Genomic DNA, 21,221 nt, shown 5'->3' on the forward strand with positions numbered 1-21,221 from the left:
GGCATTCCCCCCCGTGCCGAGGCCTGACCCATGCGCCTGCGCACCCTCGCTCTCCTCCTCGCCGCTCTGCTGGCGCCCGCCTCCGCCTGCGCCCAGAGCGGGCCGGACTGGATCACCGGCCTGCCGCGCCAGGACATCGCCGTCGCCTCCTGGCCCGGCGGCAAGAAGGTGGCGGTGGTGTTCGTGCTCTATGTGGAGGTGTGGGGCCAGGGCCAGGGGCCGAACTTCCGGCCCGACATGACCTCCCGCAAGCCCGACCTCGTGGACGAAGGCTTCCGGCAGTACGCGATCAATTTCGGCCTGCCGCGCGCCGGCCGGTTGTTCCAGGAGATGGGGGTTCCGCTCAGCCTGGCGCTGAACGCCCAGTTCCCCACCGCCCAGCCGCAGACCTGGAAGACGCTGCGCGCGCTGGTGCCGCAGGCGCCGATCCTCGCCCACGGGCTCAACAATTCCACCGATTTGCTGCCGCTCGCCGAGGGCCCGGCCGCCCAGCGCGCTTATATCCGCAAGACCCTCGACATGATCGAGGCGGCGACCGGCGTGCGCGCCATGGGCTGGTCGAGCCCGAGCGTCTATCCCGACGCCGAGACGTTCGCCGCCACCGCCGCCGAGGGCATCCGCTACACGCTCGACGGCATGGATTCGGACCTGCTCTCCCGGCTCGACACCAGGCCGGCGCCGCTGGTGCTCATCCCCTACCCGCCGAGCGTCGTGGACATGGGCCAGTACCTCTCGCGCTTCAAGGAGGCGAGCGATCTGGAGCGGCTGTGGATCGACTATGTGGGCGAGATGGCACGCGAGGCGAAGGCCGATCCCGGCCGCCCGGCGACCATCGTCGCCATCGGCCTGCATCCGTTCGTGATCGGCACGCCGGCGGGCGCCGCCGCCATGCGCCGGGTGCTGGAGGCGCTCAAGGGGATGGATCAGGTCTGGCTCGCCGACACCGAGGCGGTGATGCGGGCCGCCGGCCAGCCGTTTTAGGCGCCGGCCGGCCGAACCCAGGAGAACATAGCCCATGGCATCCCGCACGATGATGGCCGCCTTTATGGCGACGGCGCTCTGGTCGCCGCCGCTGCACGCGCAGCTGATCGTCCACAAGGACCTTTCGCTCGCGGCGGCGCTGACCATCGCCACCACCGCCGCCGAGCGCTGCTCGACGCAGGGCTACAAGGTCGCTGTCGCCGTGGTGGGGCGCGACGGACAGATCCTGGTGCATCTTCGCGGCGACGGCGCGCCGCCGCACGCGATCGAGAACAGCTACCGGCGCGCGTTCACGGCGCTGACTTACCGCCGGCCCTCGGCCGCCGTCGAGCAGCGGGTGCGCAAGGACTCCGGCGACATGCTGGTGCTGCTCACGCACATCATGCCGGCGCAAGGCGGCCTTCCGATCATGTTGGACGGCGACGCGCTGGGTGCGGTGGCGGTGTCCGGCTCGCCCGGCGGCGCGACCGACGAGGCCTGCGCCCAGGCGGGCCTCGACGCCGCCGCCGCGTTGCTGAAATAGGGATCGTCAACAGGCATCGGCGCCGGCGCGCCGCGGCTCAGTTCGCGAAGCCGTGGCTCTGCTGCTGGGCGAGGCCGTGGGCCGAGATGAAGTCCAGCAGCGCTTCCTCGGTCATGGGGCGGCCGAGGAAGAAGCCCTGCACCTCGTCGCACTCGTCGTTGCGCAGGCATTCGAGCTGACTCTCGGTCTCGACGCCCTCCGCCACCACCTGCATGCCGAGCGCCCGGCCGAGCCCGACGATGGCCTGGACAATGGCGAGCGCGCCGCGGCTCTGGTCGAGGTCGCCGACGAAGCGGCGGTCGATCTTGAGCGCGTCGAACGGGAAGGTGCGCAGATAGCCGAGCGAGGAATAGCCGGTGCCGAAATCGTCCATGGACAGGCGCACGCCCAGGCCCTTGAGGCGGATCAGGATGTCCAGCGCCTTGTCGGTGTTCTCGATCAGGACGCTCTCGGTGATTTCGAGCTCCAGCCGGTGGGCCGGCAGGTCGAACGCCTTGAGCGCGGCTTCCACCGCGCCGACCAGCTCGCCGCCGCGGAACTGCACCACCGAGACGTTCACCGAGACATTGAGCTGAGGCAGGCGCGAAATCGTGTCGCAGGCCTTGCGCAGCACCCATTCGCCGAGCGGGACCACCAGCCCGCTCTTTTCGGCCAGTGGTACGAACTCGTCCGGCGCGAGCCGGCCGAGCTGGGGATGGTCCCAGCGGATCAGCGCCTCGACGCCGAGGATTTCCAGGGTCTTCGTGTTCCAGCGCGGCTGGAACAGCAGCACGAACTGGTCCGAGGTGATGGCGCGCCGCAGGTCGCCCTCCAGCGAGCGCAGGCCGCTCGCCTCGTCGTTCATGTCGGCGGAATAGAAGCGCCAGACGCCCGGCCCGTCGGACTTGGCGCGCTCCAACGCCCGCTCGGCGCTGCGCACCAGCTCGTCCGCATCGAGCCCGTCCAGCGGCGCGAGCGAGATGCCGATGGCCACCTGGGGATAGGAGGTACCCTCGGACAGGTTCACCGGCACGTTGATGGCGTCCTGGAGCCGGCGGCACAGGCCTTCGATGGTCTTCAGGCCGGTCACGCCGGTAGCGATGAGCACGAACTCGTCCGGGCCGGTGCGCGCCACCAGGTCGTTGTCGCGCACGCAGCGGCGCAGGCGCCGCGCGATCTCGGACAGGATGGCGTCGCCGGCATTGAGGCCGAAGCTCTCATTGATGGCGCGGAAATTGTCGAGGTCGATGGCGAGCACCGCGACCGTCCGATCGCCCTCGCTGGCCGTGCCGAGGGCGCCCGAAAGGAACTCCATCATCAGGAGCCGGTTCGGCAGGTTGGTCAGGGGGTCGTGCAGGGCCAGATATTCCGACCGCCACGGTCCTCCCAGCTGCTCTGTGGCCTCGGTCGCCATTCTCCTCGCTCGATCCGTTTGTTGGGCCGCCATGCCGATCGTCCGGCGGCTCGCTTGCTCGACGGTGTGGCCGCCGGTCCTGATCCTGCGGCCGGACGTCGGCGCTCCACGCTCCTGGACAGCGCCAAGTATCGAGCCCAAGACTTCCGTCAATGATTCGAGCCCGGGACTCGAACCGACGCACACCGACCTAATTGTCCCATGGTGGGCTGTGGCCGTCCATGTGGCAAGCGCGGATATCGGTCGCGCCGGTGCCGAGGTCAAGCCTCATGCCCGCCCTGCGCCGGGCTCAAATTCCGGTGCGCTTTCTTAACAGGTTGTTACCGGGCGGCTTTTCGCGTCTCCGGCGGCGGTGCCGGCCGGGATTGGGCCGCGCGAGTGCGGCCGCTTTTTGTGCAGGGCTACCCCCGAATGTCACCGGTGGCCGGCTGCCGCCGGTGGCGCAAGGTCGATCGCGACCCGCATGATGGAGGGGTCCTCGCTGCCCGGCCGCATCCGGAAGCCGAGGTCCTCGGCCATGTGCAGCATGGGCAGATTCTCCCGCATCACGTCGCCGAACACGCGCTTCAGGCCGCGCTTGCGCGCATGGTCGAGGATCTCGGTCATGAGGCGGTAGCCGAGGCCGCGGCCCTTCATGTCCGAGCGCACCATGATGGCGTATTCGGCCTCCTCATTGTCCGGATCGGCGATGATGCGCACCACGCCGCAGATCTCGCCCGACGGCTCGATCGCCACGTAGGCCATCTCCCGGTCGTAATCGATCTGCGACAGGCGCGCCGCCATCAGGTGCGGGAAGTCCTTCACCGAGCCGAGGAAGCGCATGCGCACGTCCTGCGGGTCGGAGCGGCGCACCACGTCCACGAGGCCCGGCTCGTCCTCCGGCCGGATCGGCCGCAGCGCCAGGACCTGCCCGTCGGCCAGCACGATCTGGCGCTGCTGGCCCGCCGGATAGGGGCGGATGGCGAAGCGGTCGGTGCCGTTCACCTTCGCCTCGTGCACGACGATGCGCGCGTCCAGGGCGATCACGCCGTGCTCGTCGGCGAGCAGCGGGTTGATGTCCAGCTCGGCGATCTGCGGCAGGTCGGCGAGCAGCTCGCCGACCTTGATGAGCGTGCCGGCGATGGCGTCGATGTCGGCGGGGGGATGGTCGCGGTAGCCGGCCAGCAGCTTGGCGACGCGGGTGCGCTCGATCATCTCGCGGGCCAGCACGCCGTTCAGCGGCGGCAGCGCCACCGCCCGGTCGGCGATCACCTCCACCGCGGTTCCGCCCTGGCCGAACAGGACCACCGGACCGAAGGTGGGGTCGTTGGCGATGCCGGCGATCAGCTCCTGCGCGTTCGGCCGGCGGATCATCTGCTGCACCGTGAAGCCCTCCACCCGCGCGCCGGGCTTCCTCTCCTCCACCGAGGCGAGGATGGCGCGGCAGGCGTCCTCCACGGCGGCGGGGCTGTGCAGATCGAGCCGCACGCCGCCCACGTCGGACTTGTGGGTGATGTCGTGCGAGATCACCTTCACCACCACCGGCCAGCCGATCTCCTCGGCGAGCCGCCCGGCCTCCTCGGGCGTGGCCGCGATGCGGGTGTCCACCACCGGAATGTCGTAGGCGGCGAGCACCGCCTTGGCCTCGAACTCGGTGAGCGCGCTGCGGCCCGTGGCGAGCACCGCGTCCACCACCTGGCGCGCCCGGCCCCGGTCCGGCTCCTCGAACGTGCGGGCCGGGGGCGTCTCCATCAGCAGGGTCTGGTTGCGCTGGTAGGAGACGAGGTGGGCGAAGGCGCGCACCGCCTCGTCCGGGGTCTCGTAGGTGGGGATCTTCCGGGCCGCGAACTTGCGCCGCACCTGCGCCACCGTCTGTTCGCCGAGCCAGCAGGTGAGCACCGGCGCGCGCGGGCGCGTCTCCAGCAGGCCCATCACCGCCTCCGCGGCCGCACCGCTGTCGGTCACCGCGGTGGGGCAGTGGAGCACCAGGATGGCGTCCGATCCCTTGTCCGCCAGGAGCGCCGCCAGCGCGTCGCGATAGCGCACGCCCGGTCCGTCGCCGCCGATGTCGACCGGGTTGGCGTGCGACCAGCCCGCCGGGAGCACCGTGTCGAGCGCCTCCATGGTGGCGGGGGAGAGGCTGCCGAGGCGCCCCGGCGTGCCCTCCAGCGCGTCCACCGCCAGCACTCCGGCGCCGCCGCCATTGGTGAGCACCGCCAGCCGGTCGCCGGCGAGGCGGATGCCGCAGGAGAGCGTCGTCACCGCCTCGAACAGCTCGCGCAGCTCGCTCACGCGCAGCATGCCGGCGCGCCGGAAGGCGGCGTCGTAGACCGCATCCGCGCCGGCCAGCGCGCCGGTGTGGGACTGCGCCGCCTTGGCGCCGGCGGCGGTGCGCCCGGCCTTGATGACGATCACCGGCTTGGCGCGCGCGGCGATCCGCCCGGCGGACATGAACTTGCGGGCATCGGTGATGCTCTCGACATAGAGCAGGATGGCGCGGGTGGAATTGTCGAGCGCGAGGAAATCGAGCAGGTCGCCGAAATCCACGTCCGCCTTGTCGCCCAGCGAGACGATGTGGGAGAAGCCGAACCCGCGCGCGCTCGCCCAGTCGAGCACCGAGGTGGCCATGGCGCCGGACTGGGAGACGAAGGCCACGTCGCCCTTCGCCGGCATCAGGTGGGCGAAGCTGGCATTGATGCGCGGGCCGGTGGAGATGAAGCCGAGGCAGTTCGGGCCGACGATGCGCAGCAGGTGCGGCCGTGCCGCATCGAGCATTCTCTGGCGCAGGCCCGGTCCATCGGCCGGCGCGCCTTCACCGAAATCGGCGGTGATGACCACCGCGGCGCGGCAGCCCTTCTCGCCGAGATGGGCGATCACGCCCGGCACCGTCTCCGGCGGCGTCGCCACCACCGCGAGATCCACCGCGATGGGCAGGTCCGCCACCGAGGCATAGTTCAGCGACGAGCGGATCGCCCGTTCCTTGGGATTGACCGTGAGGATCGGCCCCTGGAACCCCGCTTCGAACAGGTTCCGGGCGATCACCGCGCCGATGGATCCGGGCCGGTTGCTGCCGCCCACCAGGGCGATGGCGCCCGGATGGAACAAGGCGTCGAGATTGCGCGTGGTCATGTCTCGCCTCGCTGGTGCGGCGGCGCGGCCGCCGGCATTGGCGCTCGGACTATGCCCCAAAGGTAAGACGGCCGTGCGTGCGTGTCCGCACGATTTGCCCTTGAGGAAGCTCAAGGGCCGGCAGCGACCGCCTGCGCGGCAGTACGGCGGCGGCGTTTCCTGGACTTCGGCTTCTGGGCAGCGCGTTCTCGGGGCGCGCTTTGGTTGAACCCGGGTTTCCTGCCGGCGGCGCTAGCAGGGGCGCGAGCGGCAATAGCTGTCGCGCACCGCCTCGCTGAGCTGGTTGCCGAGCAGGGGTTTCTCGATGATCGCGACACCCTGGTGGTCGGCGCGGCGCCGCACATGGGCGGCCGGATTCGAAGTGATGAGGAAGCTCGGCAGCTTCACGTCGCGCCGGTCCAGCTCGTTGAGAAGGTCGAGCCCGTTCAGACCCGGGAGATTGTAGTCGACGATCATGCAGCCGCGGCACGAAATCTCGGCGTCGAGCAGCTCCCGCGAGCTGGCATAGGTGCGCACGCAGAAGCCTTCGATCTCCAGGGCGAACTTCAGGGAACTGCAGACCGCCATGTCATCGTCCACCACGTGGACAATCCAGCACTTCGCCTCGCCGGTCATCGCCTCTCATCCCTTCCCACGACCCGCTCGTAGGGTTGCACGTGGCCGGTGAAGGCAAACAGGTAGCGTCCGGCAAAACCGCGCGCCTTGCGGCAGATCAACGGGGTTCACGCGCCGCGCGGGACGATGCCGGCGAGCAGCGCCATGCGCACCAGTTCCGACAGGCTCTGCGCCTTCATCTTGGTCATCACGTTGGCGCGGTAGACCTCGACGGTGCGCGGGCTGATGCCGAGGTCGTAGGCGATCATCTTGTTGGCCTGGCCGGCGACCAGCAATTCCAGCACCTGGCGCTCGCGCTGGGACAAGGCGGCGATCCGCTCGGCCGCCTCGCCGCGCAAGGCGTCGTGCTGGTGGGTCTTCTCGCGCCGGGCGAGCGCCGACTTCACCACGTCGATGATCGCCACGTCGTCGAACGGCTTCTCCAGGAAGTCGGCGGCGCCGAGCTTCATGGCCGTCACCGCCAGCGGCACGTCGCCATGCCCGGTGATGACCACCACCGGCACGGCGGAGCCCTTGTCCTTTAGGTGCTGCAGCAGGTCGATGCCGGTCATGTCCGGCATGCGCACGTCGGTGATGATGCAGCCGGCGGCGGGGTCCACCGCCGGCAGGCCGGCGTCCACGAACGCGCGCGCCGAGGGATGCTCGCGCACCTCGTAGCCGACGGTCGCGAGCAGGAAGGCGAGGGATTGGCGCACCGCGTCGTCGTCATCGATCACATGGATGACCGCCGTCTCAGTCATCGACCGTCGCCTCCTCGTCCACGGCGCGCAGGGTGAAGCGGAACACGGAGCCGCCCTCCGGGTTGGGATCGGCCCAGATGCGCCCGCCATGGGCCTCGATGATGGTGCGCGAGATGGACAGCCCGACCCCCATGCCGTGGCGCTTGGTTGTAAGGAACGGCGTGAACAATTGCGCGCTCACCTCCGGACTGATCCCGTGGCCGGTGTCGGACACGCTGATGAGAACCATGTCGTCCTCCGCCGGTTCGGTCCGGACCATGAGCTCGCGGCGCGGCGTCTCCATCATCGCCTCCACCGCGTTGCGCATCAAGTTGAGTAATACCTGCTGCACCTGGACCTTGTCCGCAAGCACGAGGTCGCATTTCTGGCCGAACTGAAACCGGACCTGGATACCGTGTTCCTTGGCGCCCACCAAGGCCAGGGCGCTGGCCTCCTCCACCAGCTTGGAGAGGCTCTCCAGCCGCCGCTCGCTCTCCCCGCGGGAGACGAAGTCCCTGAGCCGGCGGATGATCTGGCCCGCGCGCAGCGCCTGCTCGCCGGCCTTCTCCAGCGCGTCCTGCATCATCTCCACGCGCGGCGGGTCGCTCTCCAGCAGCCGGCGCGAGCCCTTGATGTAGTTGGCGATGGCCGACAGCGGCTGGTTCAGCTCGTGGGCCAGCGTCGAGGCCATCTCGCCCATGGCGGTGAGGCGCGAGATGTGGACCAGCTCCGCCTGCAGCTCCTGGAGTCGCGCCTCGGTCTCCTGGCGCTCGGTGAGGTCGCGGATGAAGCCGGTGAAGAAGCGTTCGGAGGCGGACTTCATCTCGCCGACGGACAGCTCCATGGGGAAGGTGGTGCCATCCTTGCGCTCGCCCACCACCACGCGGCCGATGCCGATGATGCGCCGCTCGCCGGTGGTCAGGTAGCGCTGGATGTAGCCGTCATGGGCGGTGCGGTAGGGTTCGGGCATGAGCGCGGAGACGTTGCGCCCCACCGCCTCTGCGGCGACGAGGCCGAACAGGCGCTCCGCGGCGGACGAGAAGGAGCGGATCACGCCCCGCGCGTCGATCACCACCATGGCGTCGGGCACGGTGTCGAGGATCGAGGAGAGATGTGCCTCCCGCGCCATCAGGTCGCGATTGTGCGCCACCGCGTCGGAGGTGGAGCGGCGCAGCCGCTCGCCCATGGCGCAGATGCCGAGGCCGCAGGCGGCGAACAGAGCGGCGGCGGCCGGGTCGAAGGCGGCATCCGGCACGAGGGCGGCCGTGATCGCCGCGCCGGCGATGCCGGCGATGAGCGCCGCGATGCCGGCCGGAAGGCCGCGCGCGCTCACCGCCACCACGGCGCCGAGCAGCACCGGCAGGCCGTGGGCGCCGAGCGGGGGCACCGCGAACAGCCGGCACGCCACAAGCGCCGCCGCGGCCACCGCCACGCCGGCGACCGCCTGCCGCGCCGAGGCCCATGCCGCCGCGCCTGTTGCCGACCCTGCCTTGGTCTCGCTCACGTTTGCACCTCGTTCACGGGGTCCCGATCCGGTTTAGGCGCGTCCGAGCGCCTCCGTAATTCTACCTAAGGGGACGGACTTAAGTGTAAGAGCCGAATTTATCGTTTTCCGGCAAGCGCCTATCCAAAACGGGCCTCCCGAGCGAGGCGCATTGCAGGAGGTAACGATGCCGACCCCCGCCGCCGCGATCGCCACCAGAGCTTATGCGCCGCTCCCGCCCTCGGGGAAGTGGAAGGATGACGCGGACACCCACCGGCCTGTCAGCATCCTCTCGGCGCTGGGCGCCGTGGTCGGCTACGACCGCAATGCGGAAATCTACGGCGAGGACGCCAGCGCCGAGCACGTGTTCGTGGTTCTCTCCGGCGCGGTGCGCATCTGCAAGCTTATGGGCGACGGCCGCCGCCAGATCGAGGCGTTCTGCCTGCCGGGCGACGTGTTCGGCTGGGAGGCTTCCGGCCGGCACCGCTTCTCGGCCGAATCGGTTTGCGACACCAAGGTGGTGCGCATCAAGCGCTCGATCCTGTTCGCCCGCGCCTCGGACGACGCCGAGCTGGCCCACGCTCTGTGGTCGCTGACCGTCGCCGAGCTGCACCGCGCACAGAACCATCTGCTGGTGCTCGGCCGCAAGAATGCCCAGGAGCGCGTCGCGACCTTCCTGGTCGACATCGCCGCCCGTTCCGGCACCGGCACCGACGAGGTGCTGCTGCCCATGTCGCGCCAGGACATCGCCGACTATCTCGGCCTCACCATCGAGACGGTCTCGCGCACCCTGACCCATCTGGAGGAGCGCGGCGCCATCGCTTTGCCGTCCTCGCGGCGGGTGGTCCTGCGCGACCGCCATGCGCTGCGCCAGCTGAATTCCTGATCGATCCTTCTCCCGGAGTCCGGCGGTCTGGTTCCCCCGCCGGCGCTCTCCGCCTCGGCACGCGTGATGGCCCTCGTCAGACGGCCGCCGCGTGCCGCATTTTTTGTGCCCCCTCGGCGGCCTCTGCCGCCCTCTGGGCGACGAGGCGCGCATCGAAGCGGGCGCAGGCGACGCGGGTGAAGGCGCGCGCCGGTTCCGGAATCCGCACCACCGCGCCGTCCACCTCGGCGAGCCCATCGGCGACGAGGTCCGCCATGCCGGCAAGCTCGGCGGCGAAGGTGCCGCGCGCGAAGCCGTGGCGCGCGCATGCGGCGTCGAGGTCCACCTCCAGGTCGCACATCAAGCGCTCGATCACGTCGCGGCGCAGGCGGTCCTCGGCCGTGACGGCGATGCCGCGCGCCACCGGCAGCCGGCCTTCCGCCACCGCCTTGTGCCAGAGCGGCGTCGACGCAATGTTCTGCACGTAGCCCTGGGGCAGGGCGCCGATGGCCGAGGTGCCGAAGCCGAGCAGCAGCGGCGCGTCGTCGGTGGTGTAGCCCTGGAAGTTGCGCTTGAGGGTGCCGGCGCGGGCGCGCGCCGCCATGGCGTCGGCGGCCTTGGCGAAATGATCGAGCCCGACCGCCGCATAGCCGTGGCCGGCCAGCAGCGCCGCCACCGCCTCGGCCTGGGCGAGGCGCGCCTCGGGGCCGGGCAGGTGGGCCTCGGGGAGGAGCGCCTGGTGCTTCTTCATCCACGGCACGTGGGCGTAGCCGAACACGGCGATGCGGCTCGGATCGAGCGTCAGCGCGGCCTCCACCGTGCGCTGCACGGAGGCGACGTCCTGGTGCGGCAGGCCGTACATGAGGTCGAGATTGATGGCGCCGATGCCCGCGCGCCTGAGCCCCTCGGCCACCGCGCGCGTGGTCTCGAACGACTGGACGCGGCCGATGGCGGCCTGCACCTTCGGCTCGAAATCCTGCACCCCGAGGCTGGCGCGGTTGAAGCCCTCGCGCGCCAGCACGCGGACCTTCTGCGCGTCCATCACGCGCGGATCGATCTCGATGGCGATCTCGGCGTCGCGCGCGAAGTCGAAGGCCCCCCGCAAGGCGCCCATGACCGCTGCGAAGTCCGCGTCCGCCAGCATGGTGGGCGTGCCGCCGCCGAAGTGCAGGTGGGTGAGCCGCCGCCGGCCCGGCACGCGCGCGGCGACGAGGCGGATTTCCTCCACCAGCCGGCGGGCATAGGCCTCCACCGGCACGCGCGCGCGCGCCACCTGGGTGTGGCAGCCGCAATAAAGGCACAGCTCGGCGCAGAACGGCACGTGGACATAGGCCGAGACGGCGGCATCCGCGGGCGCTGCGGCGAGCCAGCGTTCATAGGTCTCGCTGTCCAGGGCGCCGAAGTGGGGCGCGGTGGGATAGCTGGTGTAGCGCGGCACCGGGCGGGAATAGCGGGCGAGCAGGTCCTGTCTCATGTCCGATGCATCGCGCCGCCCGGCCGCGCGCGCCTTGACGTGGCGCAACGCCGGCCCGCGGCATGCGGGCCGGCGTCGATGAAATCCCTGCGCCCCCGGTCAGTAGGACAGGAAGGCGCCGGCGAAGATGCCCTCGGCGCGGTCGTCGCCGGCGAGCTTGAAGCGGTACTGGAGCGTGAGGTCGAGATACGACATGGGCGCCGTGTACTCGTCCTCGCGGAACCAGTAGCGCAGGGTCGCTCCGGGTCCGGCGCCGAGCGCGAACGGGGTGTCCACGCTGTTGTCGTAGCTGCCGCCGATGGCGAGGAAGGGCCACAGCACCAGCCGGTTGCTGATGGCGTCGAGGCGGAACGATTCGCCGTACCGCGCCTCGAAGCTCGACACCGTCTGACCCGACATGGCGAAGTAGTTGTAGTCGGCGTAGATCTGCCAGGTCCGCCAGTGCGGCACGTCCACCCGAAGGTCGGTGCCCTCGCCCTTGGAGTAGGCGGCGCGCAGCAGCCAGTCCTGGCGGGCGGCCTGTCCCACCGGGAACAGGTAGGCGGTCTCGAAGATCAGGTTCTGGTCCTTGATCGGCTTCCAGCGCGCGCCGACGCTGCCCTGGACGGTGTCCCAGCCGGCGCCGCCGCCCTCCGAATAGGCCGTGCCGTAGCCGCGCACGAACAGCTCGAAGATCGCGCCGTCGCGGTAGCCGATGCCCGGCGGCCGCCAGTAGATCTCGCCGCCGATGCCCAGCGCGCGATTGGCGCTGATCGGCAGCGGCGCGAGCGGCGAGGACGGCGCGATGCCAGCCGAGGAGCCATAGCTCGCCGACAGATAGGCGCCCCAGGTGCGGCTCAGCTCCGCCACCTCGCGGCGCAGGCCGAACAGGTATTGCGGGTCCATCGGCAGCTTGCCCTCGCGGTGCTCGTCGATGGCGCGCTTGAAATAGCCGATGGCCTCGTTGTTGTGGTAGGTGCGCCGGGCGTTGTAGGCGGCGTCGATCAGCGTCGTGCCGCGCAGCTGCCACTTGGCGTCGGCCTCGGTGAAGTAGTCGTAGGCGATCTGGTCCTCGCCCACTTGGCCGGCGAGCACGGCAAGGTCGACCGCCTTCATGCCGCGCAACTCGCCGCGATTGTAGGCCTCGAGGAAGATCTGCTTCGCCTCGTCCTTGCGGCCGAGCTGCACCAGCACGCCGATCCGGGCGGAGAGCATGGTGCGCCGCTGCTGCGCCGTGGTGGCGTAGACCGCGGCCTCGGAGAAGGCGGCGAGCGCGCTCTCCTTGTCTTCGAGCGCCAGATAGGCGTAGCCCAGCCGCGCCTGGACGTCGTAGCTGCGCTCGTTGGCCATGGGCTTCAACGTGGCGAGCGCGATCTCCGGCTGCTTGGCGGCGAGCGCCGCGTCGGCGAGCGACAGGCGCACCGCGCGATACTGCGACACCGGCAGGTTTCCGGAGGCGAGCGCCGCGCGATAGTCGCGGATGGCGCCGGTATAGTCCTTGGCGCTGAGGCGCAGGCCGCCGCGCTGGACCAGCAGCGTCGCGTCGCGCGGGCTGCGGGCGAGCAGATAGCTGGCGATCTGCTCGGCCTCGGCATACTTGCCGCGCGCGGTGAGCACCTGCATGAGCAGCAGGCGGTAGCCGCGATTGTCGGGATCGGCCGCCACCGCGCGGCGGGCGGCCGCCTCGGCGCGGGGATAGTCGCGCTTGGCCAGCGCCGCATAGGCCTCGGTGCCGTCGGCATAGCCGGGGGCGCTGGCATCGCCGCCCCCGCCGCCGCCCTGGTTCGCGAACACCGAGCAGATGACGCCATAGGTGGTGGGCTGGCAGAACACCTGCGGCGCCTGCAGCGCGGGGCGCTTCGCGGTGGCGCTCTTCAGCATGGCCTGGGCGGCCTTGCGGACCTCGTCGATCTCGCGGTTCTTCGGGTCCTCGATCGGCTCGATGAGGCTGAGCGCCTCCTCCGCCTGGCCGTTGGCGAGCGCCGCATTGGCGGCGATCAGGCGGTAATTGACGTTTTCGAGGTCGGTGAGGATGTTCGACCCGATCACCGCGTCGAAATCCTTGCGCGCCTGGAGCGTCTTGCCGGTCTTCTGGAGCAGATAGCCGCGCACCATGCGGGGCAGCGGATCGTTCTCGTCCATCTGCACCGCGGCGTTGGCGGCGGCGAGCGCCTCCTCGGTCTGGTCGGCGGCAAGCAGCGCCTGGAGCTGCACGACGCGGTAGACCATGGCGTCGGGCGCGCGGTCCACCGCGCGCTTGGCGGCGGCGACGGCGGCCTTGGTCTTGCCGGCGGCCACGTCCTTGATCGCCTGCACCGCGTCGGGCTCGGCAAGGCGCTTGTCGGTCACGGCCTTGCGGGCGACCAGAGCGGGATCGGTGTCGCCGAGCGCGATCGCCTCGCGGATCGCGGTGGCGAGGTCTTCGAGCTTGTTGGCGCGGTCGAGCGTGTCGATCAGCAGCCGGCGCCAGGCGAGGTTGCCCGGGCTCGCCTGGAGCGCCTCGCGGATGCGCGTCTCGGCGAGCTTATTGTCGCCGTCGCGATAGGCGTTGAACGCCTCCAGCGCCTCGATGTAGCCGGGCGTGTCGGAGACGCCGGCGCCGGGCGGCGTGGTGGCGGGCACCAGGCTGCACACCGGGCCATAGGGCGTGTCGATGCACTTCTGGTAGGGCACCGGCAGCGTCTGGTTGGCATTGTCCGGGACGATCTGTGGCTTGTCCTTCTGGGCATTGGCCACCTGGCGCCGGGCGGCGACGCCGGGCTCCTTGGCGTCCAGCCCCTCCAGCACCCGCAAAGCGCGCTCGGGATGGCCGGCGGCGATCGCCGCGTCGGCGATGACGATGCGCACGTCGCGATTGGTGTCGCCGGTGAGCACCTCGTCCTTGAGCGCCTCGTCGAAATCGGCCTCCGCCGCCTCGATCTGGCCGAGCCGCTCGCGCAGATAGCCGCGCATGGTGCGGGGCAGGAACGAGCGCGGGTCGGCCTCGATGGCCTGGGATGCCGCCTTCTCCGCCGCCTCGATCTGGCCGTCCGCGATCAGCGAATAGACCAGCAGCATGCGGTAGCTGAGATCGTCCGGCACCAGCGCGATGGCGCGGCTCGCCGCCTCGATGGCGGCCTTGGGATTGTGGTCGGCGAGCGCCTTGTTGGCGGCCAATGACGGACCCTGGGCGAGGATACGGCTCTGGGCGCGCAGGCGCGCGATCACGGTCGGGTCCTTGATGCCGGCGGCGACCGCCTCGGACGCCGCCGCCACCGATTCGGCGAGGCGGTTCTGCGCCTCCAGCGAATCCATCAGCAGCAGCCAGAGCCGCGGCACGTCGGGGCGCAGCTTCAGCGCCTCGCGGGCGAGCGCGGACGCCTGGGCGTAGTTCTTGTCGCGATGGGCCTTGTAGGCCATGTCGGCGGTGCGCCAGGCCTCGCCGGTCAGCTCCGGCGGCTCGATCACGGGGGGCGGCGCCGGCTGGGCGGAGAGCGCCGGCGGGGGTGCGGCGGCCGGACCGCCGGGCAGCGGCGGCGCGGCCGCAGGCGGGGCGACCACCGAGGTCGTGGGCTGGGGCGGCGCCACGGAGGGCAGCGACGGCATCGACTGCGCCAGCCGCGGCGGCGCCGCAAGGCGCGGCGGCTCGGAGGGCTGCGCCGGCGCCCCGCCCGAGAACGCGAGGGACATCGCGCCTGCGGAGGCGGCCACCATCAGGCCCAAGGCGATCCGCCTCAGGAGCTTCGTCCGCGGCCGGAGACGGGCGGAGGACACGGTTCGGAGATCGAGCGCGGTGGTCATGGCGTCACCGTCGCCGGAAATGCTTAAATAGCAGTTAACCTTAACATGGCGACAACTTGGTTGTTCCAAGTATTCATGTTTCGTTTACTATTATGACGCGATTGCATTTGCGGTAGCGGGATGCGCCCGGGTTTCAGCGAAGGCGACGCGGCCGAGGAAAAAATCATTTTATTACAATATATTGATGCGGGGGCCGCCGGCGGTGCAGGCGCCGGTTTGGCGTGTGGAGCCCGGCGCGCGCCCGCCGTTTCCGGCGCAAGCCCCTGCCGGGCTTGGGCTCGCAGTGTGGCGCCGGGGCCACCAAGTATTCATGGTTTGTTTACTATCGGAGCGCGCTGCGCGCGACCGCCCGGACGCGCCCGCGCGCCCGCGCGCCGGAAAATGAAAAAGGCCGGGGCTCCGGGCCTTTTCGCCCCGGAGCCCCGGCCTTTCGCTCACCTCAAGACTGAGAACGCGGTCCGATCCGCCTGCGGTGCACGCTGATCTGCACGTTCTCTAGCGCCGGACGCCCTGCTGCATGCGGTCGCGGAAGGTCTGCGGGCTCATCAGCGAGGCGGTGTCCCATTGATCCGGCGATTCGGGGCCGGAATGGAACGGCCCCTCGTTGAACTGCCAGATCACGATCTGCGGCGGGGCGCGCTGGAAGTCGGGCGTCGCCAGGAACTGGAGCAGGGTGGCATACGGCCCCACATTGCCCGGCTGCCAGGTGAGGGAGACCGGCCGGTCGATCACGCTGGAGAGCTTCTGCGGGAAGCCGAGATAGGGCTGCACGAAGCTGTTGCCCACCACGTGCACCGGCGCCGGGCCGGAGCCGAGCAGGCCGCCGCCGCTCTGGCCGGAGGCGCGCACCGTGAACAGGTCCGGTCCCACCTGGCGCTGCTGCTCGGGGGTGAGGAAGCGCTGGGCGAGGTCGCCGAGATTGCGCTGGGTGATCCACTGGCCGAGCTTGTCGCCGGTGCCCGGCTGGCCGCCGAGGCGCGGGAACTTCTGCTTGATGAGCTGGCCCACCGCGTCCGCGGCCGCCTCGGCGGCCCAGGCGGTCCAGTGGTAGTCGGCCCGGTAGAAGGCGGTCTGCTTGCCGGTCTCCACCGACTTCAGCGCCGGGCGCAGGTCCAGCGTCTCAATGCCCGCCTGGCGGAGCTGGCCGAGGATATAGTCGTACTGGCCCTCGATCTCGGGCGAGAGGCGCGTGCCGTCCGGCAGGTTGGCGGCGTAGGAGCGCGCCTTGAGTGGCACCACCGGCACGATCAGGGCGATGTTGCGCCCGGCGAGCGCGGCCTTGGTGTCGGCGATCAGGCCGACCACCTTGTCGATGCCGGGCTTGTCGAGCGTGGTCAGGCTCTCCCAGCCGGGGAACAGCCATCCGCCCTTGCCGATGATGACGGTGTTCTGCGCCTGCGCCGGCGCGGCGAAGGACGCGGCGACCAGGAGGCTCGCGGCGGCGGCGCCCAAGGCGCGCCGGGTGAGGGCGCCGGGGCGCAGGGGGGGCAGCGTCATTTCTCGTCTCCCAGGAAGCGGCGCTCGGCCTCGGTCAGGGGGTAGGTCAGCGTGCGGACCGGCAGCTCCCACACCACGAGGCGCGTGCCGTCCAGGACATGGGGATTGTTGAGCAGGATCTCCAGCATGGCGCCGGCGAACGCGCCGCCCTCGCGGCTCTTCTGGCCCACCTCGCGCGAGAGCGCGGCGGCGAGGAAGTCGGGGAAGCCCGAGCGCAGCGAGAAGGACGTGCCGATCAGCACCACGCTCGGCGGCGGCACGTCGTCCAGCAGGCCGCCGGAGCGGATGATGCGGCTCGACACCTCGCCTTGCATGTCCGGCGCCGGGCCGGACCAGGTGTAGGACCGGTTGAGGCCGGACAGGGTCATCAGGTCGCCGATGCGCGGCTGGGGCGCGCCGACCGTGACCTCCACCTTCTCGCTGCCCGGCCCGAGCCGGGCGGTGATGGCGGCGGCGAGCTTCTCGGCGGCGTAGCGCGCGCCCGCGGAATTCCAGTGGGTGTCGGTGCGCAGATAGCCGTCGGCCGGGAAGCCGGTGATGACGTCCACCTGCTGGAGGCCGAGGTCGGCGGTTCCCGCGCGCCAGGCGGCGAGGCGCCCCTGCGCCTGGCGCGACACCGGCAGGCCGCAGCTGCCGTCGCGCGAGACCGAGATCTTGTCGGGAACCGGCATCACCAGCATCTCGACGCCGCGCGCCTTCATCACGTCGCGGACCTTGGCGGCGATCTTCAGCCGCGCCGCGAGGTTGGCGTCGCCGCCCTTCTGGAAGGCGATCTCCTCGGTGATGAAGAGCCAGCCCGGGCAGCCGGCGCGCACCTGCGGGCCGGCGTCGTCGAGGACCAGATAGGTGAGGCCCGCCATCAGCCCGTCGAGGGCCGGCGTGCCCGGAAGGGCGCCCACCACCTGCTTGTCCACCACGGCGGTGACGCGGCCGTCGATCAGGTTCTTGCCGTGGGCGGCGGCGACGATCGGCTCCTTGGCGGGACCGGCCAGGTGCGCCACCACGAAGCCGAAGCCGGGAAAGATCAGCGCGAAGAAGCCGAGGGTGGCGATGGTGCGGAACAGGTCTGCCATGCGCTCCCCCTAGAACTGGAAATAGAGGAAGGGGACGACCGTGCGCCCCTGCAGCACCCAGACCGCGAACAGGAACAGCGGCAGGGCGGAAACGGCGCGCACCGTGTGGCCCGGCTCGGGGGCGGACGGGTCGATGCGCATCAGCTTCGGCAGGTAGATGAGGGCGATGCCGACGACGAATGTCATCATCTCCACCGGCCGCAGAACCGCGCCCATGCCGGGGGAGAGGCCGAAGCCGTGCTCGCCGAGCAGGCCGCTGGTCATCAGCCCGGCCTCGGCCCAGCTCTGCGAGCGGAACAGGATCCAGCCGAGATTGATGAAGACGATCGCCAGGATGTGGCCGACCAGCGGCGGCACCTTGGGCCAGCCCGAGACGTCCCACAGTTTCTCGAACACCAAAGCCGCGCCGTGCCACAGGCCCCAGACCATGTAGGTCCAGCTCGCCCCGTGCCACAGGCCGCCCAGCCCCATGGTGATGAGCAGGTTCGCGCACACCCGCGGCAGCTTCGCCCGGCTGCCGCCGAGCGGGATGAACAGATAGTCGCGCAGCCAGGACGACAGCGAGATGTGCCAGCGTCGCCAGAAGTCGCCGATCGACGTGCACAGATAGGGATTGTCGAAGTTCTCGGGAAACTTCAGGCCCACCATCAGGCCGAGGCCGATGGCCATGGCGCTGTAGCCGGCGAAGTCGAAATAGAGCTGGAGCGAATAGCCGACGATGGAGACGACCACGTCCACGGTCGAGGGGTCGGGCAGGTGATAGCCGGCATCCACCACCGGGGCGAGGGTGTCGGCGATGAGCACCTTCATCGCGAAGCCCATCATGAAGCGCTCGACGCCGAACATGAATTCGGCGCGGTGGAAGGTGCGCTCCTTGAGCCGCTCCGCCACCCACTTGTAGCGCACCACCGGGCCGGCCACGAGGTGGCCGAACATGGACTGGTAGGTGGCGTAGTTGATGAACGAGGGCTCCGCCGGCACGGTGCGGCGGTAGACGTCCATCGAATAGGAGATGGCGCCGAACACGAAGAAGCTGAGCCCGATGGGCAGCAGCACCTCGGCCCACCACCACGTCACGTCGGTGCCCACCACTTCGGTCGTGTGCACCAGCATGTTGGCGTACTTGAACCAGATCAGCGAGGCGAGCGGCCAGGCGATGCCCACCAGCAGCGCGCGGTGGCGCTCCGGCTCCTCGGCGCGCGCGATCCACAGGCCGGTGAGCCAGGACCAGACCGCGATCGACACGATGAGCGGCAGGAAGTCCACCCGCCACCAGGCATAGAACAGCCAGGAGAAGGAGAGGATGCAGAGGTTCCGCAGCGCCGCCGGGCTCAGCGCATAGGCGATGAGGAAGGCGGGCAGGAACAGGAACAGGAAGCTGTCCGAAGCGAAGACCATGTGGGCGCCGTCAGTTCGCGGTGCCGCGATAGGGTTCCGTCTCGTCCCGCTGCCCCATCAGGGCAAGGCCCGAAGGCCCCGGCACCAGGAACAGGCTGAAATTGTCCCCCGCCTTCAGCGGCGGCAGCTTGAGCGCCGCCGTCGTGGCCCCGCCGCAGCGGCCGGAAAGGCTCGCCTCGATGGGGTTGATGACCCGCTGGCGGGTGCCGAAGGTGGCGACGTCCTCGAACACGGTCGGGCCGTCGACCACCGCCACGGCGCCGGCGCAGCCGGGCGCGAAATTGTAGAAGCGCAGCTGCGCCTTCAGGTCGTTTCGGCCCTCGGTGGAGTCGGAAATGATGAGCGCCGGCGCGCCGCCGGGCGGGATCACCACCGTGGAGAAGCCGTCCGCGGCGGGGACCAGGTCTCCGGCGACCGGCTTGCCGTCCCGCGTCAGCGCGAGCGGAACGCCGCCCTTCACGATGCGGAACAGGGTCGCCACCTCGCCGTCGGCCACCTTGGCGGCGGGGCCGGTGCCGAAGCTGAAGCTCGCGGGCGTTCCGGAGAGGTCGACCACCCGCACGAAGGCCGATCCCGGCGGGGGCTTGGGGGCGTAGAGGCGGGCCACCTCGCCCGCCGCATGGGCGCCGGTCGTCAGCGTCGATGCCGCAACGGCAAGGGCGGCGAGTATGAGGGCGAATCGTCCGGTCGAGCGCATCGGTGAACCTTAAGGACGGCGCGCCGGGGAGCGGCCCGTCGCGCATGGCGGCCTGGCTCCCCTCCTCGGCGGCGCGCGGCCCGAAGCTGGCGCTCCGCCGCCGGCCTGATCGGCGCACCATGGAATGGGAGAACGCTGAACAAGGTCGAGGCGCCGCTCGCGCCTGCAATCCGTGCTCTAGGGCGCAAACGCGGGCATTGCAACAGCCGCGGCCATCACAGCGCCGCCAGAACCGCTGATTGAGCCGTATTCCGGTCGCCCGACGCGCCCGCCGGAGCCGGTCCGCGCCATCGGCGGCGCGGCCCCGGCCGGCCCGCGAACGCGGTTCCGGCGGCGTGTTGCACCGCCCGCGCGGGGATTCACGTCGCGTTAAGCATGATTGCAGGTCTGTCGCCCCGCCGCCGTATGTTTCTTTGTTTGCGGCCGGGGCGTGGGCGGTGCCTGCGTCAGGATGCCGGCTTGGCGTCGCGGAACGGCTTGAGGAAGTCGCTGCCCCGCAGCGAGGGATGGCAGCGCTCATACGGGTGGGGGAAATAGACGTTGGCGCCGAGCGCCTCCGCCGCATGCCAGGCCCAGCGGGGGTTGTAGAGCATGCCGCGGCCGAGGGCGACGAGGTCGGCCTTGCCCCCGCTCACGATGTCCTCCGCCTGGCCGGGCTCGGTGATGAGGCCCACCGCGATGGTCGCAATGCCGGCCTCGGTGCGGATGCGCTCGGCGAGCGGCACCTGGTAGCCCGGCCCGATCGGGATCTTCTGTTCCGGCGTGCTGCCGCCGCTCGACGCGCAGACATAGTCACAGCCGCGCGCCTTCAGCTGCTGCGCGAACACCACCGATTCCTCGATCGTCCAGCCGCCGTCCGCCCAGTCGGTGGATGTGATTCGCACCCCGAGCGGCCGGTCCGCCGGCCACGCGGCGCGCACCGCGTCGAACACTTCGAGCGGGAAGCGCATGCGCCCTTCGAGCGCGCCGCCATAGGCATCGGTGCGGGCATTGGCGAGCGGCGTCAGGAAGGAATGCAGCAGGTAGCCGTGGGCGTTGTGGATCTCGAGCAGGTCGAAGTCGAGCGCTGCCGCCCGGCGCGCCGCCGCCGCGAAGGCGTCGCGGATCTCGGCCAGTTCGTCGACGCTCAAGGCATGGGGCACCGGCCGGCCCGGATAGGCGATGGGCGATGCGCTCTTGAGCTGCCACCCGCCATTGGTCGCGTCGAGGGCGACCTGCTTCTCCCACGGCACCGAGACCGAGCCCTTGCGTCCGGCATGGGCGAGCTGCATGCCCATCGAGGCTCCGCCATGGCGCCGGCAGAAGGCCAGGGCCGCCCGCAGCGGGGCGATGTGGTCGTCGGACCAGATGCCGAGGCAGGCGCTGGAAACGCGCCCTGCCGGCTCCACCGCTGTCGCCTCGGTGATGACGAGGCCGGCGCCGGACACGGCAAGATGGCCGAGATGCATCAGGTGCCAGTCGGTGGCGAACCCTTCCGGCGTGGCGGAATACTGCCCCATGGGCGACACCACGATGCGGTTCGGCAGTTCCAGGCCGCGCATTCGGAAGGGCGAGAAGAGAACCGGCTCGGTCATGGGCGTCCCTTGGGGCTGTTGTGGTCCGTGCGCAGAGGCCCCTCCCGCGCGCGGCGTTTCGG

15 protein-coding genes are annotated in these 21,221 nt (G+C 70.6%); 3 read left to right on the forward strand and 12 right to left on the reverse strand.

The features are described 5' to 3' along the window. The first annotated feature begins 30 nt into the window (after positions 1–30). Entirely contained in the window at positions 31–981 is a 951-nt protein-coding gene (locus D9R14_RS17885) for a polysaccharide deacetylase family protein (protein WP_121624709.1), read from the forward strand. 34 nt (positions 982–1,015) lie between these two features. Next, a complete protein-coding gene (locus tag D9R14_RS17890; protein WP_121624710.1) occupies positions 1,016–1,504 on the forward strand; it encodes a GlcG/HbpS family heme-binding protein in 489 nt (162 codons plus the stop codon). A 37-nt stretch (positions 1,505–1,541) separates the two neighbouring features. On the opposite strand, the gene D9R14_RS17895 is transcribed toward D9R14_RS17890, so the two are convergent. From D9R14_RS17895 to D9R14_RS17915, 5 genes are all read right to left on the reverse strand, one after another. Further along, entirely contained in the window at positions 1,542–2,897 is a 1,356-nt protein-coding gene (locus D9R14_RS17895) for a putative bifunctional diguanylate cyclase/phosphodiesterase (RefSeq protein ID WP_170168663.1), read from the reverse strand. Positions 2,898–3,311: 414 nt separating this feature from the next. Continuing rightward, entirely contained in the window at positions 3,312–6,005 is a 2,694-nt protein-coding gene (locus tag D9R14_RS17900) for a bifunctional acetate--CoA ligase family protein/GNAT family N-acetyltransferase (protein ID WP_121624712.1), read from the reverse strand. 231 nt (positions 6,006–6,236) lie between these two features. Beyond that, entirely contained in the window at positions 6,237–6,620 is a 384-nt protein-coding gene (locus D9R14_RS17905; protein WP_121624713.1) for a response regulator transcription factor, read from the reverse strand. Positions 6,621–6,727: 107 nt separating this feature from the next. After that, positions 6,728–7,360 (reverse strand): response regulator FixJ, encoded by a 633-nt coding sequence (gene fixJ, locus D9R14_RS17910; RefSeq protein WP_121624714.1) that lies wholly within the window; start codon positions 7,358–7,360, stop codon positions 6,728–6,730. Continuing rightward, positions 7,353–8,843: a sensor histidine kinase gene (locus D9R14_RS17915; RefSeq protein WP_121624715.1), complete on the reverse strand. Its 1,491-nt coding sequence runs from the start codon at positions 8,841–8,843 to the stop codon at positions 7,353–7,355. Before D9R14_RS17915 ends, fixJ begins: the two co-directional genes overlap by 8 nt. 166 nt (positions 8,844–9,009) lie before the next feature. On the opposite strand from D9R14_RS17915, the gene D9R14_RS17920 reads away from it, so the two are divergent. After that, positions 9,010–9,708: a helix-turn-helix domain-containing protein gene (locus D9R14_RS17920; RefSeq protein ID WP_121624716.1), complete on the forward strand. Its 699-nt coding sequence runs from the start codon at positions 9,010–9,012 to the stop codon at positions 9,706–9,708. Positions 9,709–9,784: 76 nt separating this feature from the next. Here D9R14_RS17920 and hemN read toward each other — a convergent pair whose 3' ends face one another. The 7 genes from hemN to D9R14_RS17955 form a co-directional block, all read right to left on the reverse strand. Beyond that, on the reverse strand, positions 9,785–11,161 hold the full coding sequence (gene hemN / locus D9R14_RS17925; RefSeq protein ID WP_121624717.1) for an oxygen-independent coproporphyrinogen III oxidase: 1,377 nt from the start codon (positions 11,159–11,161) through the stop codon (positions 9,785–9,787). 99 nt (positions 11,162–11,260) lie between these two features. Then, positions 11,261–14,809 (reverse strand): bacteriophage N4 adsorption protein A, encoded by a 3,549-nt coding sequence (locus D9R14_RS17930; protein WP_170168664.1) that lies wholly within the window; start codon positions 14,807–14,809, stop codon positions 11,261–11,263. Between the two features lie 606 nt (positions 14,810–15,415). Beyond that, positions 15,416–16,417, reverse strand: a complete 1,002-nt coding sequence (locus D9R14_RS17935; RefSeq protein ID WP_245420873.1) for an alginate O-acetyltransferase AlgX-related protein — start codon at positions 16,415–16,417, stop codon at positions 15,416–15,418. Continuing rightward, a complete protein-coding gene (locus tag D9R14_RS17940; protein ID WP_121624719.1) occupies positions 16,414–17,490 on the reverse strand; it encodes an alginate O-acetyltransferase AlgX-related protein in 1,077 nt (358 codons plus the stop codon). The genes D9R14_RS17935 and D9R14_RS17940 overlap by 4 nt, the downstream gene beginning before the upstream one ends. A gap of 9 nt (positions 17,491–17,499) precedes the next feature. Further along, a complete protein-coding gene (locus D9R14_RS17945) occupies positions 17,500–18,888 on the reverse strand; it encodes an MBOAT family O-acyltransferase (protein WP_121624720.1) in 1,389 nt (462 codons plus the stop codon). A 10-nt stretch (positions 18,889–18,898) separates the two neighbouring features. After that, positions 18,899–19,585, reverse strand: coding sequence for an alginate O-acetyltransferase AlgF (locus D9R14_RS17950; RefSeq protein ID WP_121624721.1), 687 nt, complete (start codon positions 19,583–19,585; stop codon positions 18,899–18,901). 446 nt (positions 19,586–20,031) lie between these two features. After that, a complete protein-coding gene (locus D9R14_RS17955; protein ID WP_121624722.1) occupies positions 20,032–21,159 on the reverse strand; it encodes an NADH:flavin oxidoreductase/NADH oxidase in 1,128 nt (375 codons plus the stop codon). Between the last annotated feature and the right edge of the window lie 62 nt (positions 21,160–21,221).

This window comes from Xanthobacter tagetidis (assembly GCF_003667445.1).
In the GTDB taxonomy this organism is placed as follows: Bacteria; Pseudomonadota; Alphaproteobacteria; order Rhizobiales; family Xanthobacteraceae; genus Xanthobacter; species Xanthobacter tagetidis.

What these genes read in the sequence shown, in the direction of transcription:
- D9R14_RS17945 (WP_121624720.1), bottom strand. Translation starts at nt 18,888, where the DNA reads ATGGTCTTCGCTTCGGACAGCTTCCTGTTCCTGTTCCTGCCCGCCTTC.
- D9R14_RS17950 (WP_121624721.1), bottom strand. Translation starts at nt 19,585, where the DNA reads ATGCGCTCGACCGGACGATTCGCCCTCATACTCGCCGCCCTTGCCGTT.
- fixJ (WP_121624714.1), bottom strand. Translation starts at nt 7,360, where the DNA reads ATGACTGAGACGGCGGTCATCCATGTGATCGATGACGACGACGCGGTG.
- D9R14_RS17900 (WP_121624712.1), bottom strand. Translation starts at nt 6,005, where the DNA reads ATGACCACGCGCAATCTCGACGCCTTGTTCCATCCGGGCGCCATCGCC.
- D9R14_RS17930 (WP_170168664.1), bottom strand. Translation starts at nt 14,809, where the DNA reads ATGTCCCTCGCGTTCTCGGGCGGGGCGCCGGCGCAGCCCTCCGAGCCG.
- hemN (WP_121624717.1), bottom strand. Translation starts at nt 11,161, where the DNA reads ATGAGACAGGACCTGCTCGCCCGCTATTCCCGCCCGGTGCCGCGCTAC.
- D9R14_RS17935 (WP_245420873.1), bottom strand. Translation starts at nt 16,417, where the DNA reads ATGACGCTGCCCCCCCTGCGCCCCGGCGCCCTCACCCGGCGCGCCTTG.
- D9R14_RS17890 (WP_121624710.1), top strand. Translation starts at nt 1,016, where the DNA reads ATGGCATCCCGCACGATGATGGCCGCCTTTATGGCGACGGCGCTCTGG.
- D9R14_RS17905 (WP_121624713.1), bottom strand. Translation starts at nt 6,620, where the DNA reads ATGACCGGCGAGGCGAAGTGCTGGATTGTCCACGTGGTGGACGATGAC.
- D9R14_RS17895 (WP_170168663.1), bottom strand. Translation starts at nt 2,897, where the DNA reads ATGGCGACCGAGGCCACAGAGCAGCTGGGAGGACCGTGGCGGTCGGAA.
- D9R14_RS17885 (WP_121624709.1), top strand. Translation starts at nt 31, where the DNA reads ATGCGCCTGCGCACCCTCGCTCTCCTCCTCGCCGCTCTGCTGGCGCCC.
- D9R14_RS17920 (WP_121624716.1), top strand. Translation starts at nt 9,010, where the DNA reads ATGCCGACCCCCGCCGCCGCGATCGCCACCAGAGCTTATGCGCCGCTC.
- D9R14_RS17955 (WP_121624722.1), bottom strand. Translation starts at nt 21,159, where the DNA reads ATGACCGAGCCGGTTCTCTTCTCGCCCTTCCGAATGCGCGGCCTGGAA.
- D9R14_RS17940 (WP_121624719.1), bottom strand. Translation starts at nt 17,490, where the DNA reads ATGGCAGACCTGTTCCGCACCATCGCCACCCTCGGCTTCTTCGCGCTG.